The sequence below is a fragment of the Sphingomonas abietis genome, assembly GCF_027625475.1.
GTDB lineage: Bacteria > Pseudomonadota > Alphaproteobacteria > Sphingomonadales > Sphingomonadaceae > Solisphingomonas > Solisphingomonas abietis.
In genome coordinates, this window is the sequence record NZ_CP115174.1 from 1,550,204 (window position 1) to 1,565,051 (window position 14,848).

Genomic DNA, 14,848 nt, shown 5'->3' on the forward strand with positions numbered 1-14,848 from the left:
GTCCCGGGCGCCCATTATGCCGCTACCCGCAGATGGTCGGCGACGAGCCGCAGCGGCGAGATCATCGCCTCGATGCCCGGAAGGGTCGGGCAGGTGACGACGGTCGGATCGAGCGGCCCGTCCATGCGCCACTCGATCGGCTCGTGACCGAACAGCGTGAGCGCATCGGTGACGAGCCGGACCTGAAAGCCGATCGCCAGCGGCGGGCCTTCATAGGCGCCCTCGAGCACGACGCAGCCGACGTCCACGCCGTTGCCGGAGCGCCGGAACGCCGACACCTCGCACTGCGGGCCGAAATCGAACCGGATATCGCGCGTCTTGTCCGGTGCGACGAGCGCGACCAGCTCGATATCGTTGAGCAGCTTGCTCGCCGGCGCGCGGTATACCCGCGTCTTCCCGGTGTGGAGCCGCTCGCGATAGGCGGGGAATTGTCCTTGGATCAGGTTCGACCCGACCCGGATGCGGTCGAACACCAGCTCGATCGCGCGCTGGTCGATCGTGACCTGGACGTCCTTGCCTTCCGGCAGGATCGCAGCGAGCAGGTCGGCCAGCGCCTCGGGCATGATGACGTTGGTGTCGATCCCGCCGTTGTTGCCGACCGCCGAATGGATGCGGTTGTCGTCCATGCCCACGAAGCTGAGGCTCTGGCCGTCACCCCTGAGCAGCACGCCACCCATGAAAGGGCGCTTGCTGTCGTCGAGCACCGCCGGCGCCGCCGCGCGCAGGCCGCCGCGCATGGTATCGGCCGGGATCGTGTGGCGCGCACCGTCGAGCGGCGGGCGGACCGGCGCCATGTCGCGCGTCGAGCCCGCCATCTGCGACCGAAAGCGGCCGGCGCGGAATACGGTGACGCCGTCGCCGGCCTCGAGCACGATCTCGGCGCCCTCCGCCGCCTTCTGCGTGGCCGCGAGAAGGTTCGGGAGCGGCAGATACATTGTCGTGTCCCCGGGGCCGCAGGGGACGTCGACGGAGATGGTGATGTCCAGATTGGCCGAGGTGAGCGTCGCCACCCCCGACCACGTGCTGATCTTGATCAGCGCCAGGCCGAGCTGGTTCGGTTTGCCCGGCTCGCGATATTCGCGCTGCCACGGCCGAACCTTGCCGATCAGGTTGAGGGCCGCGAGCAGCTCGTGGCGCGAGAAACTGATACGATCAGGCATCGTCGTTTCCTTTCGTGGTGGGAGGCGTGAAGCCGTTGCGTTGCGCAAGGGCGAGGAGTTCGTCGTCGGTGAGCCAGCGATCCCGGCCACGGACGTCCCAGCGGTTGGCGGGGCCATCGACGATACCAGCGCGCACGACGACGTAGCCGCGGCGCTGGAGGTGCAGGCGGGCCCGTTCGATCAGGTTCGTCTCACGGGCGTGGCGGGCGGCGGCATCATCGAATTCCCGCTTGCCGATCTGCCGGTCGAAGATCGCGCGCGTGATCCGCCCGGCCTTGCGCTCCGGCATCATTCCGGCGGCGATGTCCTTCTGGACGCGTGCGTTCTTCTGACGCTGCAGGCGCCGGATCCTGAATGCCTCCAGGTTGACCGGCGGCATCGCGCGGCTGTCGTGGGGATAATCCTCGGCCCACGAGCGGAAGGGTGGCCGGGTGCTCATGCCGCGACCCCGAATTTATCGGTCTGGTTCCCCCACACGGCCCAGCCTGGCCTGGCCTGGCGGGCAAAAAGCTCCAGCCTCGGCCCACCGACCAGTGCCTCGATCCGAGGATACTGCTCTTCTGGCTTCCGGCTGTGCTCCCGACGTGGCTCGATGATCGCCTGCCGGACGCCTTTCGAGATGCGCCGAGGTTTGCCGCGCGTGAAGAGCCAGCACGGCTCAATCTGCTTGCGGGTCCAGTAGCCGAACCCGATGCGGGGCTCCGCGACGTCGCCGGTGAACATGTCGATCTGGTCGGCGTCGAAAAGGCGCGACTTGAGCCAGTAGAAGGCATCCGTCTTGAACGAAAAGCCCCAGCTGGCAGCGAGCTCGATGGACTCCGCGAGGTGGCTACCGACGACCCACATGAACAGAGCGCAGTCTTTCGCTGCGAGCATGCCAACCGGCAGCGCGGACATCTCCGCGAGGGTCATCGTGCGATAATGATCTTCCGCGCACCGGTGCGGCGTCATGTTCTCGCCGGAGAAGGTCTTGAACGCCCATGGCGGGTCAGCGAGGATGCAGCCGAACGGCCAGGAGGCATCCGAGGGGGCGATGACGCTCACCGTTTGGTCGCCACGACCAGGCGCGCGCCGACCATCGTGCCGGATTCCTTGAACGTGCCGGCGGGCAGGTTCTCGACGCGAGCGCCGATATTACCCAGCCACATCCGGAAGTCCTGGCTGGCGCGATCGGCTGCGAAGAAAGCGTGCTCGCCCATAATCGCTGCCATCCGGCCGCCGGGCGCGAGAAAGTCCCATGCCCGCCGGACGTGCCGCACATCTTTCCCGCCCGAGAACGGCGGGTTCATCAGGACGACCGTGATCGGCGCTCGCACGGCGGGCTGCCAGTCGAGGAAGTCTGCATTCCAAACCCCGGCGCCGTGCCGGCCGTGGAGCACTTCGCTGAGATTTTCCGCCAAGCGGGCATCGATCTCGACGGCGCTGATGAAGCAGCCGATCTCCATCGGTAGGCCGAGCAGTGAGCCAGCCCCCGCCGACGGCTCAAGCACATGATCATCCGCGCGGAGATCGACCTCGTCGCACATCCGTGCGGCGATCAGCGCGGGCGTGAAGAACTGCTCGTTGGTCTTCTTCACGTCGATCGCGATCCCGCCGTCGAGGGAAGCCGCGATTTCGTCGGCGATCGGCCGATCGAACACGTGAGCGGCCTTCGATCGGTTCCACTTGCCGCCGAGCGCCTTCAGCGTCTTATCGACGGCGTCGTAGAGGGGGCGCTCCAGCTTGCCGCCGGGCAGCCGCAGCATCGCGCCGTCGATCTCCGACCGGCGGAGCACGTCGCTGACCTCCGGCGTGATCTTCACGCCGCGGGCGCGCACTTTTCCTGCCGCGCCGACGGACGTCGACGCGCTCACTGCATTCGTCATGTCAAAACTCCCCGGGGCGTCGTCAGCCCGTGTGTTCGGTCCTCAGATCGGCCGACTGGCCGGCAAACTCGTTGATGGGTTCGGGCAACAGCGCGCCGCGGCGTCGCTGCGCGCGGGTGCGGTTGCCCTGCGCCACCGCGCGGGAGCGCGTCCGCGTGATCGCATGCAGCTCGCGCCGCGCCTCATCCCGCTGGTCGAGCAGGTTGCGGATCCGCGTATCGAGAATGGTCAGGCGGCGGGCCTTGTCGAGCGCGGCGGCGCGCCAGGACGCGGCGATCATCCACGCGGCGACGCAACCCACGGTGCTTGTGAACGCCACGCCGGCGGCGAGGGATGTGGCCAGCCCGATCATTGCCGCAGGCTCGCCAAAATTGCGCCTCGGGTCATCATCCGTGTCCCGACTTCCGGGAGGATCAGGATCTCGTCGGCGTCGAATTCTCCGTCCAGCGCCGCCCGGGTGACGGTGGCATTGTCATCCGCATTGTCCGCCGCAAGGGCGTGCGGATCGATCGCCCCCGCGTTAGGGAGCAGGAAGGCGCCTTGACCGGCGAGGGAGAGGCGGGCCGCCGTGAAGTCGGGGCCGAGGAACAGTTCCAGCGTGGTCAGCGCCTCAAGCGGCAGGGGCCGGTAATGCTCGGACGTCGGCGCGCACAGGGCGCACTCGATAACCCGGTCCTTAATTCCGGTACCATTTGACAGCTCCTTCACGCTGTAGCGCCGGCCGCGACCGACGTAGAGCGCCAGCGCCTTCCGGATAGCCTCGCCCACCTGTTCGCGGGAAACGAGGGGCTCGATGTTCGCTGACGGATAAACGCTCATGCCGCATTGACCCTTTCATGGACGGAACGATCAGACAGTTGGCAGCCGGTTTCGCGGCAGCGAAGCGCCTTCGGGCTGCCTGCTGCGTTCCCACAGGTGCCGCACACGGCGATCGCGCACATACGATCGCGCGTCGGGCAACTGGGGACGAAGGCCAGCGGGATTGCATGAGGGGCGAGGAGGCCGATCATATCAGCACCGCCCTTCCGGGGCCGGACTCGACGTCCGACCCCTTCCGGCTATCGTGGTTGCTGCAACACCACAACGAAGGGAATGACGACAGATGGCCGACGAGCCGAAATCACTCGGAGACCGATTGCGAGATCTCGAGAAGCGCGTTGCCATCCTCCAAGGGGATGTCGCGCACCTCAAGGCCGAGCGCGATTTCGCTGACGTCATGTTCGAACATGTCGTCACGCCATCGATCCTTCTGTTGGCAGGGAATGGCTTTCGGCGCGATCTCGCGAATATGTTCCTGCGCGCTTCGCAAGAAATCGCTGAAAGCGACCGAGTGGACGAACTTCTCCGCGATTTCCGAGCGGAGTGGCTTCAGGGGTGGCTTCAGCAAATCGAAGCTGCACCCCCATGGCACACGCCGACACACGAAGATCGACATCCCGATCTCTATCCATGATCGCAAGCGTCGAGGCTTCCCATGCGGCGATGCGTTCCACGATCATCTCGCGGATCCGCGCTTCCTGCTCAGCCGTGAAAGGCTGAGGCTTGGGGCAAGGGAGGCCTCGGGCGATCCAACGGGGAAGACGGGCCATTATGCTGCCTCCTCTTGGGCGCCATCCGGGGACTGGCTTGCGGCCAGCCCCCTTCCGGCTACTGTGGGGGTGTCACCATCCACAGGAGTTGAGGATGTCGCAGGAAGAAGAGATTGCGAGCATTCACACCGTTTACGCGCGGATGACATCGGATCTTCTACTCGCCCTAGTCGACCGAAACATTCTTCCGAAGGCGGACGGGCAGAGGCTCGTAAAAGAGGCGAAGGCCCTCCTGTCGCTCTCTCCTGTTCAAGGGGAGTTGACCGCAACGGCGATGCAGGGCCTGGAAAGGCTTGCGACATCGATCGCGTCGATGCCTTAGGGCCCAAGGCCAACTTGAAGAATGCGATCGCGGCGGGCGACATCTATGCTGCCTCGCTCTGTCCGGAAGACGAACCAGGAAAATCGGACGGTTTAAGTGAGGCGCCGACACGCCTTGCCAGCGCCAAAAGACTAGGTTGGCGCCAGGACGGAATGCGGCCGCTCGTCTTCCAACTCGACACCGTTGAGGGGGTTAGCGAAAGACCGGCGGCAACTGCGCTGGTCCCGCCGAGACTGTCGATGATGGCGCTGGCTGTCTGCATCTGCGCAAATTACGACAATCGTAATTCGTCGGCAAGAGGGAAATTACGATGTCCGTGATCGACGGGGCGTTACGGTTTTCGCAATGGTCCACTGTGCTTACACATGATCAAATTCTTAACGAGATGATTCGCCAGCTGGCCGCGCGTTTGGTCATGGGGAAGGATGTCGCCGCCCTGCTTAACATCGCTCCTGCTCGTGTGACGGAGATGCGCAAAGGTGAGAGGCAGATACAGCCCAGAGAAATGGCGCCACTGGCAAAACTGCTCGGCCTTGCGGACACGGAGGCCGGAACGGAGCATCTCCAAACAAATGCGGCGATTGTGCCCATGGAAGGGGCTTCTCTCGAAGAGCCGGATGAGAACCTTCCGGTCGTCGGCACAGGGCTCGGTGCTGCGAGGGAAGTCGATGGCGAGGCGATCGAGCAAACAATGCTGAATAGCGGCGACGTCATTGAGTATGTAGCGCGCCCTGCCATCTTGAAGCGCAAGCAAGTGGCCTACGCACTATACGTTCAGGGATCCTCTATGCATCCAGCCCTCCCGGACGGGGAGATGGCTGTTGCATGTAAAGACATGCCTCTGAAAGCGGGCGATAATGTCGTGGTCTACCTACGCACGGCCAATCCCGAGATGGATGACGGGATGACTGCGAGGGCGGTGCTGGTAAAAGAGATGGTCCGTCGAACCGCTCGTTACGTCGAGCTGCGCCAATATCAGCCGTTCAAGGAATTCCGCATCGATATGGGTGAAATTCTGCGGCTCGACCGAATACTTACGCGGCATGAAATGCTGCAAACGCGCTAGATCATCGCGCTGCGTCGACGTCTTTGCAAGTGGCCGCAACCCTGCGAAGAGCGTTTGCGGCGCTACCGACGCCAATAGTTGTAAGCTGCTCGGTGCCGCGATAGTCGTGCGTGCGCACAAGCATTTTGCGAGCTTTTACGATCTGCTCAAGAACCGCTGAGACTGATTCGGATTCGGTCGCAATTGCGTGGTCGTCCTGGTATGACCACTGATCCAGTTGCCCCTCGCCGCTGTCGAAGCGGAATTCAAAGTCCCGGTACTCCGAATCTGGAGAGTGTGGGCCTAAAAAATTGTCAGATATAAATTCAAGATAGACGCTTCCGGGGCCGGGCGCGTCACATTTGAACCCGATCCTGCCGCCAGCACCGCCGGCGAACGCTCGCGCTCGCACCTCGTCAGAGATCGGGTCTTTCGTTTGGGAATACTCCCAGTTTGATGGCGGCTGACGACCGGCGATTGACGCCGCTATCAGAACGAGTGATCCGACCCAGCTCAAGCTCTTCTCCCCCTCTGCACGATGTACCGAAGGCTCGCCCGTAAAAAAATTACGGAATCCGTATTGACGCGAAATTACGAGAAACGTAATTATATCCCATCTGGCCATTACGGCCGATGGAGAACTCATGGTGCTTCACCAGTCCATTCCGCCGGCGTATTTCGTCGGCGATGAGCCGGCGAAACAGGCCGTCAAAGAGATGGCCAACCCGGTCGCCCGTTATGCGGAGATGACCCGGCGTCTTCACGAGGCATCGTTCGCGACGCCGATGGCGAAGGCGGCGCTCTATCGCGATGCGGTCGAGCTGCGCAGCCTGATCATCGCTCGGGCGCGCTCGGGCGGGATCGTGGATCACGAACTCGAAACCTTCTGGGAGGCGGCTCAGGTCGCCGCCCGCGCACGGTTTGGCAAGGTTGATATCTACCCGCTGCCGTCGCGCGTCGATGTCGTGCCGTCTGCCGCTCCGAAAAAGCGGCGCAGTTTCATCGGTCGGGGGCGCGGCTGATGCGCACTATGCTTTACATCGGCGCGGGTTGCGCGGTGCTCGTGCTGGCGTTCATCGCCCTCCATCACCACGATACGTGGGGCTTCTTCTCTTACGCTGGCCTCGCAATGCTGCTGACGTTCGCGCCGGCATTGTTCGATGCGCCGCATCTCGATGTGCCTGAGCCGAGCCCGCTCGATCCATGGCGCCCATTCTTCCCCAGCCTCGGCGACCCTTTGCCCCTCCCGGTCGCTACTTCCCACGACGGTGCTGTCGAGGCCGGCACCGTCGAAACCCTTTCGGAGCGTTCGCTGTGAGCGGCCCGCCATTCTTCCTCGTTTGGTCGGATACGGGTCTGGCCCCGCGGTATCGCCACGATTCTCATGGATCGGCCCTGACTGAGGCGCGGCGCTTGGCGCGCGAGAATCCGGGCAAGCGTTTCTATGTGCTGGTACCGACCGATCGAGTGATGCGGTGTGACGTCGAGCACGATGCGTTCAGCCTCGCCGAGTTGGCGTTAGATCGGGATCTCCCTTTCTGATGTTCGCTCGCGCCGACATCCGACCGCGTCACCGCAACGCCGGCCGGCCGCCGGAGAAGTCGGCACGCGCCTATCTGCAATGGCTTCGCGGCCGCGCGTGCTTGCTCGCGCCGACCGGCGAATGCGAGGGCAAGATCGAGGCGTGCCACTTCGATCCCTGGGGCGACAAAGGGGTAGGGACCAAGGTCTCCGACTTCGCGGCGCTGCCGATGTGCCGCCGTCACCATGAAATCCAGACCGACCGGCTGGGCTGGCCGCAGTTCCAAACCCGCTACGGTTTTGAGGGGAGGGCCATGGTCACGCGCTACTGGCGCGCTTGGCCCGGCCGGGTCGCTTGGGAACGTGAGCATGGTGAGGTGAAGCCGTGACGTTAACGCAAGCTCAACTCAACGCGATGCCGCGCGTCACGCCGACGGGGCTGGCCGAGGCTGCCTATGGCGCGCGCGGCGGGAAGATGGCGATCGGGCGCGATGGTATTCCCGTCCCCGGCGACCGCGTCGCGTTCCGGCTGACCGTCGATGGCCCGCTGCTGACCCGGATCGGTTCCGCCGCGATCAGCCTCTATGCACGCAAGCATGTGTGCGACGATGACGTCGCCGCCGCCCGCCGCGCGCTGCTCGCCGACATGATCGAGCGGTATCCGGTCGACGAGATGCGCGTCCTCGAAAAGTGGGGCGAGGCGTGGTCCCGCGACGCCGTCTACATCACATTGCCGGCAAAACCGAACCTGCGCTTCGAGCTACCGGAGCCCGTCCTCGTGCCGCGCAGTCGCTCCTGCACCTATGCGCCGGACGGCGAGCGCAACAACCTGCCGCTGCCAGTCAGCACCGCCCATTTCTTCCACAGCGTCAATCATGTGGAGGAAGCTCGCAAGGCCGTGAAAAACCGGCTGCACGGCTGGGTCGCGGCGTTCAAGGGCAATGCCAAGCGCGCGCCGCGCTGGGGCGAGATCGCCGACGCGTGGCCGGTCATTGCCGACTGGTTGGCCGACCAGCGGAGGGCCTCCTGATGGATGTCGATATGAAGATCAAATGGCGGATGATACCGCTATTTAGGTCTACTATCCCGTTCGAGCCAGTGGTCTGGACGTATGGTGACTGTTGCGCCGCCCTGAGTCGGTTTTGGGCGAATACGGTCCGCGATATCATCAAGTTCTTCTTTGTTTTGCGTGATCCATATGTCCCTTTCTGCATCGCTCAGAGACGGGCGGAGGCGGTCTGGTCGGCCAAGCGCTTTATCTATCGTCGTAGCGAGAACTTTTACGATGAAGGCGCTCGCGCCGTTGCCGACCAAGTAAAATCTATCTGCCATGACTGATCGTCCCATCATCTTCTCGGGACCGATGGTGCGCGCCCTGCTGGAAGGACGCAAGACACAGACGCGGCGGTTGCTCAAGCCGCAGCCCGAAACCTTCATAGTCGATGGCGCGGAGTGCAAAGTCGAGGCTGTGCATGTGCAAGGGGATGCGGTTCCGCGTGTCGCTACCGGCTTGTGCCTCACATCGCAGAAGGAGCCTTACGCCAAAGGTGATCGCCTCTATGTCCGCGAGCATTGGAAGGCTCGCGCTCGCATGGACGATTATGCGCCGCGGCAACTCACCATGGACCCTAGCCGGGTGGCCTATCTCGCCGATGGTGAGCCGAGAGGTTGTCCGCTTGGCGAGTGGAGTTGGGGCAGGCATCGCCAGGGCATGCATATGCCGCGCTGGGCCTCGCGCCTCACGCTGACCGTCACCGATGTCCGGATCGAGCGCCTGACCGCGATCAGCGAAGCGGATGCGATCGCCGAGGGGATCGAGAAATACGGCTACGGCTCGCTATGGGGGTGGGTCGATTACCTCGAGACGAACCCGAATATGACGCGGTGCCATGGCGATCCGCGCAAGAGCTTCGCGTCGCTGTGGGAATCGCTCCACGGTCCTGGCTCTTGGGATGAAGATCCCCTCGTCGTCGCACTGACCTTCCGCGTCGAGCGCGAGAATATCGATCGACTGGGGACGGGCGCATGAGGTGCGTCGATTGTCCCCACGATCGCCATCCGCAGGGTCTTCTTCCCCGCCGCGCGCGCTGCTGTGCCGAGGAGGGCGCGATCGAGGTCCATTATCGCCGGCTCGTCGAACCGGCCGACGTCGCGCACCTGCCGCGCCAGCAGCGCCGCCGCATGCTCAGGAAGGGACGGCCATGATCTCCTTTGGCACGCTCTTCGAGCCAGCGCGCACGCTCTATCAGGTGGCGACGGATGCCACGATCGAGGCGGCCATAGCAGATGGCGCTTGGTTCGTGTTCAACCTGTCAGGCGGGAAGGATTCCGGCGCTCTCGCTTGGGCGGGCATGGATCATCTCGATCGCGCGGGACATCCGCGAGAACGGCGCCTCGCTATCCACGCGGATCTTGGCCGTGCCGAATGGCAGTCCACGCCTGCGACCGTCGAGCGGACCGCTTCCCGCCTAGGCCTGGCCTTGGATGTCGTCAGGCGCTCTGCCGGCGATATGGTCGCCCGTTGGGAGCAGAGGTTCGCGAACGGCCTTGCGCGCTACGAGGCGCTCTCGACGTATATGCGGGCGAACACGGCGGCCGGATGCTCGCCGCTTGGGGGAATGACGGGAACGACCGAGCCCAGTTCCTGATCGAGCACATCCGCATCCGTGGCGTCGAGCTCGTGTGCCTCGGCACCACTCAGAGCGGCGCCCCGAAGCATCCTATGTCGCGGGGGCAGCACCGCATCCCGCGCGACCAGCAACCCATCATCTGGAGGAAAGCCTCGTGATCGTCACCACCATAAAGGGCTTCACCAACGTCCTCGGCCAGCCCGAGAACTGGAACATTGCCAAGAACGGGACCGTCGGCGGTTTGCCGGTGCGCATCGAGGCGCACGGCGATACCATCAGCTGCACCTCAGCGTGGAAACCGTCACCTGACGAACTGGCGGCGCTGCTCGCCGGCAGCAACATCAACCTGCGCGTGATCGGCGGGCAGCCGCCCGTGTCGATCTTCATCGATGGCGTCGAGGAGGATCTGCAGTTCTCTCCGCCTGGCCCGGAAGACCGCCGGACGCTGCTGATGATGAAAGCGCTCCGTCTCTGCGGCGCGCAATTCCAGAACTATGCCGATCAGCATGCGGCGAAGCGGACCGCCGAGGGGGACGCGAAGGCGGCGACGAATCGGGAATATGCCAAGCTGTGCGGCGATGTTCTGCAAGGCTTAGGCCCCGCAGCGGACGGCTATGCGGACGCATTCTATGATCTTGCCAAAATGATGGGAATCGGAGCGAGGGCCAATTCTCCGGCTACGATCTGGGAGACCGAAATGCGGCCGAAACTGGCCGCGCTCCTCGGTCCCGCTTCAGTCGTTGGTGGCGTTGATCGGGTTGGCCTCGTCAATCAAGACTTGGATAGCGGCAATAGCGGTGCCGTCTTCGACTTTGAAAAGGGCGCCGCAAGAGCACCCGGCAGCACGGTAAAGCCGGATCTGCCGATAGGGCACATTGATGATCTCGCCGCACGCGGGACAGACGACCTGAGCCAAGATGTCGTCGAGATCGGTGCCAGCCATGGCACGGTGATACCGTATGGCATTGAGTCGTGCCATCCGGAGTCGACCGAAAGGACTTTTCAGACCCGGGTCGGCCCATGGCTTCTCGAATGCTTCGGGGAGATGATCGCCGGCGATCGCGAGGAGCGGAACCACCGCTTCCTCGAAGAGGCGCTGGAGCTGGTGCAGGCGTGCGGCTGCACGGCCAGCGAAGCGCACCAGCTGGTCGATTACGTGTTCGACCGGCTGGTCGGCGATCCGGCGCAGGAAGTTGGTGGCGTCATGGTGACGCTCGCGGCGCTCTGCCTTGCCAACGGCCTCGACATGCATCGGGCTGGCGAGATCGAACTGGCCCGCATCTGGGCGAAGGTCGATGCGATCAGGGCGAAGCAGGCCGCCAAGCCGAGGCACTCGCCGCTCCCGGAGAAGGCCGCACGACCTGAAGATGACGCTCTGATCCCCCATCTGCCGGAGCACCTCTCCGCCGAGAGGCGTTGCGGTATCCAGCGGTCAGCGTGGCTCACCGGGTGGTTCGTCCCTTGGTCGCCGCGCAACGACAATGAAAATGCCGAGGGGCCGTGGTCCCATTGGGTGGATCTGGCCCACAAGATCATCGAGGCAGACAAAGCAGCGATCGCGGCGCTTGTCAGCACAAAGACGGGGAGCGTGGCATGATCGACGCCGCTCTTCATCAGCGCGCCGTCGATGCGCTCCTTGCGTTGCCCGCGATAAAAGCCGGGGACACGGAACAAGACAGTGCAGCGCTATGTGCGAGCACGGTGCTCGGGGTCGCGGCTCCGGAAATTTCACGGCTGAAGATGGAGCTTGAGAAGGCGGAACGCGACGCGAAGAGCGCCAATGCTGACGCCGACATGTACGCGCGCGCCTGGCAGCGCGAGCTGGGCGGCACTTTCGTAACCAAGCGCCACCACATCGACGCCATCGTGCTCACGACGCAGCGCATCGTGAAAGCGTACAAGGATGCGGTTGCTCGCGGCCTGATCGACGACGTATTCCGTACACCACGGCGCCCTGGCACCAGAGTTATGGTTGCCGACGACATCGGGATGGGCACGAAGGATATCGCAGCCCGCGCCGCGGCCGCCGCCATCTTCGTTGATCTCCGTGACCGGAAGCTCCTGAGCTATCTCTTCGCAGAGGATCCGGAGAACGTCGGCGCATACGGCTACGTGGAGCGGGCGCTCGAGGCGTCCACCCAGCGCGATATCGAGAACTCATGGGCGGACATCATCCGGCAGAGCCTCGGAAGGCTTCCAGAATGATCGGAGCATTTGAAAGGGCATTTTATGGGCGCGGCTGAAAAACGGGACGCGTCCATGCCATTCTGGCCAGAAGCGATGGGCCGGAAAATGGCGCTATCCTATACCCAGGTGTCCGAAGGGCAGATGGACGAATGGGAGGCGAGCGGCACGGTCCGCTTTTTCCGGGGTGGCCGCAACGGCCAGCGCTTGGCGCTGCGCGAGGAGTTGAAGAAGGCCGTGGAGGCCCTGCGCGGGTCGGCCAGCGCCGCGGATGATTGGTTCGACTGATGGGCCGCGCGCTCAACGACAGGATGCCTGCCTACACGCGCAAGAAGCGCCTGAGCGGCAACGTCTACGCCTATTACTGGGAACTGCCTCACTGGGCGAAGCCGACCAAGGATGCGGCTACTGGGAAGATGGTGCCGGCGACGCGCCACGATCGGCAGTGCCCGGTCGCGTCGGAGCCCCTCGGGAGTGATAAGGGGATAGCCTACCAGAAGGCCGAGGCCCTCAACGCGACGCTGACGGAGTGGCGCACCGCGGATCCGGCGAAAGGCCTCGCGGTCGGCACGGTCGCGTGGCTGTTCGACTGGTACCGGAAACAGGAGCGCTTCACGTCCAAGGCGGCGAAAACTCGAAAGGACTATCGCAAGCTCATGGACATGCTCGTCCAGCTGGAAACGAAGAAGGGCGCGCCGCACTTCGGCACGCGTCGCGCCAGCGACGTCGACGGGCCCGTCGCCGACAAAATCTACAAGGTCCTCAAGCCACGTGGCGTTCGGCAGGCGAGCTACGCGATGCAGGTTTGCCGGCTTGTCTGGTCATGGGCGCTACGGCACCACCGCGTCACCGGCGTGAAGGAGAATCCGTTTCTCGGCATGGGCCTCGTCAGCAAGGCCAAGAAGGGCAACCGGGGCACGACACGGGCTGAGTATGACCTCTATCGGGCTACAGCGCGCGCGATGGGCTTCCAGTCCATGGCCACCGCCGCGGCCCTCGCCTTTGAAGGATGCCAGCGGACATGGGACGCATTCGGCTACGAGGATCCTGATGGCGTGAAGCAGCGCGGGTTCCTCTGGGAGGATTACACGGATGAGACGATCAGCCTCGTTCAGTCGAAGACCGGCACGCGCGTGACGCTTCCGCTTGCGATCAAGGGCGCCGACGGCGAACGGCTGTCGCTCTATCCGGACCTCGAGGAGGAGATCGCGCGCTCGCGGGAGATGCAACGCGATGGCGTAGACGTGATCGTGGTGGAGGAGCGTAGCGGCGAGAAGTACAAGGAGCGGCGCATGTCGAGCGTCCATCGCCAGATCTGCGAGAAGGCGGGGCTGCCGAAGGAGATGACCTTCACCGGCTTCCGGCATGGCGGCATCACGGAGGTGGGATCGGTCACGGCGGATGTTCGCCCGATCTCCGGGCATGCCACGCTCGACGTCACCCGAATTTACAATAAGGTCACCGAAGACAAGGCGCGTGAGATTGCGAGCGCCCGTCGAGCGCACGTTCTGTTGATCGCGGGCACCACCGAACCCGATGGAGAATCCGAATGAGCTGGAAGCCCGACGTCATGATTTACCACGCCAGCTGCGCCGACGGATTCGGCGCCGCCTGGGCCGCCTGGAAGCGTTGGGGCGCATCGGTTGAATATATCCCGGCAAGCCATGGCTCAACGCCGCCAGACGTAGCCGGCAAGCACGTCCTTATCGGCGACTTCAGCTACAAGCTGCCGGTCCTGGAAGAGATGCTCCAATCAGCTGCGAGCATCGTCATCCTGGACCACCACAAATCCGCCGAGGCGGACCTGGCTCCGTTCGTCGCGACGGCGGCCGCCGCTAATCCCTTCGAGGTGACGGCAATGCTCCGGGCATTGGCCGATTTGCACCGGCCGCCGTGCATCGCCGTGTTCGACATGGAGCGGTCGGGCGCGCGAATGGTTTGGGACTTCTGCCACAGCACCCCGGCGCCACGCCTGGTAGCGCTGATCGAGGACCGAGACCTCTGGCGTTTCGCTTATCCCGAAGCGAAGGAGTTCGCACTCTGGCTTCGCGCTGAGCCGTTCAGCTTCGAGCGCTGGACCGAGATCGATGCGATCATGGCAGAGCCGGCGCGAGCGGCAGGGATCAAGGCTGAGGCCGATGCCATGCAGCGCTTCTACGATCAGAAGTGCTCGGAGATCATCTCCACAGCGCGGCTGGAGCCGATCCTTGGTCACATGGTGCCAGTCGTAAACTGCCCGTCAGCTTTCGCATCGGACGTCGGTAATTCGTTGCTCAACGAGTTTCCCGACGCAGCTTTCTCTGCCTGCTATTCGGAGGGGCGCAAAGGCCGGACGTTTAGCCTCCGTAGCGAGGGCGGGCGGGCCGACGTCTCGTTGATCGCCGCGCGGTTCGGCGGGGGCGGACACCGTAACGCAGCCGGGTTCCTTGTGCCGCTACCGGCTTGGCCTGTGCCGCCGCTGGATGCCGCATCGCACGAAGAATCGATCGGAGAAAACGGATGATCGGACGCAGGAACATAGTGAGATTGTCG

Annotated in this window: 24 protein-coding genes; 16 read left to right on the forward strand and 8 right to left on the reverse strand. The window is 64.0% G+C overall.

The window, feature by feature from the left end; all coding sequences use genetic code 11:
• Positions 1–14: 14 nt before the first annotated feature.
• From PBT88_RS07580 to PBT88_RS07610, 7 genes are all read right to left on the reverse strand, one after another.
• Positions 15–1,160 carry a DNA polymerase III subunit beta family protein gene (locus tag PBT88_RS07580; RefSeq protein WP_270078590.1) on the reverse strand — a complete coding sequence of 382 codons (1,146 nt, stop codon included), beginning with the start codon at positions 1,158–1,160 and terminating at the stop codon, positions 15–17.
• Entirely contained in the window at positions 1,153–1,599 is a 447-nt protein-coding gene (locus PBT88_RS07585; protein ID WP_270078591.1) for a hypothetical protein, read from the reverse strand. The genes PBT88_RS07580 and PBT88_RS07585 overlap by 8 nt, the downstream gene beginning before the upstream one ends.
• Positions 1,596–2,204, reverse strand: coding sequence for an MT-A70 family methyltransferase (locus tag PBT88_RS07590; RefSeq protein ID WP_270078592.1), 609 nt, complete (start codon positions 2,202–2,204; stop codon positions 1,596–1,598). The genes PBT88_RS07585 and PBT88_RS07590 overlap by 4 nt, the downstream gene beginning before the upstream one ends.
• Positions 2,201–2,977: a DNA methyltransferase family protein gene (locus tag PBT88_RS07595; RefSeq protein ID WP_270078593.1), complete on the reverse strand. Its 777-nt coding sequence runs from the start codon at positions 2,975–2,977 to the stop codon at positions 2,201–2,203. Before PBT88_RS07595 ends, PBT88_RS07590 begins: the two co-directional genes overlap by 4 nt.
• 70 nt (positions 2,978–3,047) lie before the next feature.
• Positions 3,048–3,377, reverse strand: coding sequence for a hypothetical protein (locus tag PBT88_RS07600; protein WP_270078594.1), 330 nt, complete (start codon positions 3,375–3,377; stop codon positions 3,048–3,050).
• The gene (locus PBT88_RS07605; protein ID WP_270078595.1) at positions 3,374–3,844 is read right to left on the reverse strand and encodes a hypothetical protein; all 471 of its coding nucleotides are present in this window, start codon (positions 3,842–3,844) and stop codon (positions 3,374–3,376) included. Before PBT88_RS07605 ends, PBT88_RS07600 begins: the two co-directional genes overlap by 4 nt.
• Positions 3,845–4,145: 301 nt before the next feature.
• Positions 4,146–4,460 carry a hypothetical protein gene (locus PBT88_RS07610; protein ID WP_270078596.1) on the reverse strand — a complete coding sequence of 105 codons (315 nt, stop codon included), beginning with the start codon at positions 4,458–4,460 and terminating at the stop codon, positions 4,146–4,148.
• Between the two features lie 248 nt (positions 4,461–4,708).
• Between PBT88_RS07610 and PBT88_RS07615 the strand changes: the two genes are divergently transcribed.
• From PBT88_RS07615 to PBT88_RS07625, 3 genes are read left to right on the forward strand one after another with little or no spacing between them, the layout of a single operon-like run.
• Entirely contained in the window at positions 4,709–4,936 is a 228-nt protein-coding gene (locus tag PBT88_RS07615; RefSeq protein ID WP_270078597.1) for a hypothetical protein, read from the forward strand.
• A 14-nt stretch (positions 4,937–4,950) separates the two neighbouring features.
• On the forward strand, positions 4,951–5,256 hold the full coding sequence (locus PBT88_RS21280; RefSeq protein ID WP_270078598.1) for a hypothetical protein: 306 nt from the start codon (positions 4,951–4,953) through the stop codon (positions 5,254–5,256).
• On the forward strand, positions 5,247–6,002 hold the full coding sequence (locus tag PBT88_RS07625) for a S24 family peptidase (protein ID WP_270078599.1): 756 nt from the start codon (positions 5,247–5,249) through the stop codon (positions 6,000–6,002). The genes PBT88_RS21280 and PBT88_RS07625 overlap by 10 nt, the downstream gene beginning before the upstream one ends.
• 1 nt (position 6,003) lies before the next feature.
• On the opposite strand, the gene PBT88_RS07630 is transcribed toward PBT88_RS07625, so the two are convergent.
• Positions 6,004–6,498 (reverse strand): hypothetical protein, encoded by a 495-nt coding sequence (locus PBT88_RS07630; protein WP_270078600.1) that lies wholly within the window; start codon positions 6,496–6,498, stop codon positions 6,004–6,006.
• A gap of 127 nt (positions 6,499–6,625) precedes the next feature.
• On the opposite strand from PBT88_RS07630, the gene PBT88_RS07635 reads away from it, so the two are divergent.
• The 13 genes from PBT88_RS07635 (at position 6,626) to PBT88_RS07695 (ending at position 14,819) form a co-directional block, all read left to right on the forward strand.
• Complete coding sequence (locus PBT88_RS07635; RefSeq protein WP_270078601.1) at positions 6,626–7,003, forward strand: hypothetical protein; 378 nt, start codon at positions 6,626–6,628, stop codon at positions 7,001–7,003.
• 8 nt (positions 7,004–7,011) lie between these two features.
• Entirely contained in the window at positions 7,012–7,299 is a 288-nt protein-coding gene (locus PBT88_RS07640; RefSeq protein WP_270078602.1) for a hypothetical protein, read from the forward strand.
• 223 nt (positions 7,300–7,522) lie between these two features.
• Positions 7,523–7,891, forward strand: coding sequence for a DUF968 domain-containing protein (locus PBT88_RS07645; protein WP_270078603.1), 369 nt, complete (start codon positions 7,523–7,525; stop codon positions 7,889–7,891).
• Positions 7,892–7,917: 26 nt separating this feature from the next.
• Positions 7,918–8,532 (forward strand): hypothetical protein, encoded by a 615-nt coding sequence (locus PBT88_RS07650; protein ID WP_270078604.1) that lies wholly within the window; start codon positions 7,918–7,920, stop codon positions 8,530–8,532.
• Complete coding sequence (locus tag PBT88_RS07655) at positions 8,532–8,840, forward strand: hypothetical protein (RefSeq protein ID WP_270078605.1); 309 nt, start codon at positions 8,532–8,534, stop codon at positions 8,838–8,840. Before PBT88_RS07650 ends, PBT88_RS07655 begins: the two co-directional genes overlap by 1 nt.
• 25 nt (positions 8,841–8,865) lie before the next feature.
• Positions 8,866–9,531, forward strand: coding sequence for a hypothetical protein (locus tag PBT88_RS07660; RefSeq protein ID WP_270078606.1), 666 nt, complete (start codon positions 8,866–8,868; stop codon positions 9,529–9,531).
• Positions 9,528–9,707 carry a hypothetical protein gene (locus PBT88_RS07665; protein WP_270078607.1) on the forward strand — a complete coding sequence of 60 codons (180 nt, stop codon included), beginning with the start codon at positions 9,528–9,530 and terminating at the stop codon, positions 9,705–9,707. Before PBT88_RS07660 ends, PBT88_RS07665 begins: the two co-directional genes overlap by 4 nt.
• Positions 9,704–10,150, forward strand: coding sequence for a tRNA lysidine(34) synthetase (locus PBT88_RS07670; protein WP_270078608.1), 447 nt, complete (start codon positions 9,704–9,706; stop codon positions 10,148–10,150). The genes PBT88_RS07665 and PBT88_RS07670 overlap by 4 nt, the downstream gene beginning before the upstream one ends.
• Positions 10,151–10,286: 136 nt before the next feature.
• A complete protein-coding gene (locus PBT88_RS07675; RefSeq protein ID WP_270078609.1) occupies positions 10,287–11,729 on the forward strand; it encodes a hypothetical protein in 1,443 nt (480 codons plus the stop codon).
• On the forward strand, positions 11,726–12,337 hold the full coding sequence (locus PBT88_RS07680) for a hypothetical protein (protein ID WP_270078610.1): 612 nt from the start codon (positions 11,726–11,728) through the stop codon (positions 12,335–12,337). Before PBT88_RS07675 ends, PBT88_RS07680 begins: the two co-directional genes overlap by 4 nt.
• 9 nt (positions 12,338–12,346) lie before the next feature.
• Positions 12,347–12,604 carry a hypothetical protein gene (locus PBT88_RS07685; protein WP_270078611.1) on the forward strand — a complete coding sequence of 86 codons (258 nt, stop codon included), beginning with the start codon at positions 12,347–12,349 and terminating at the stop codon, positions 12,602–12,604.
• The gene (locus PBT88_RS07690; protein WP_270078612.1) at positions 12,604–13,869 is read left to right on the forward strand and encodes a site-specific integrase; all 1,266 of its coding nucleotides are present in this window, start codon (positions 12,604–12,606) and stop codon (positions 13,867–13,869) included. The genes PBT88_RS07685 and PBT88_RS07690 overlap by 1 nt, the downstream gene beginning before the upstream one ends.
• Positions 13,866–14,819 (forward strand): hypothetical protein, encoded by a 954-nt coding sequence (locus PBT88_RS07695; RefSeq protein WP_270078613.1) that lies wholly within the window; start codon positions 13,866–13,868, stop codon positions 14,817–14,819. The genes PBT88_RS07690 and PBT88_RS07695 overlap by 4 nt, the downstream gene beginning before the upstream one ends.
• The last annotated feature ends 29 nt before the right edge of the window (positions 14,820–14,848 follow it).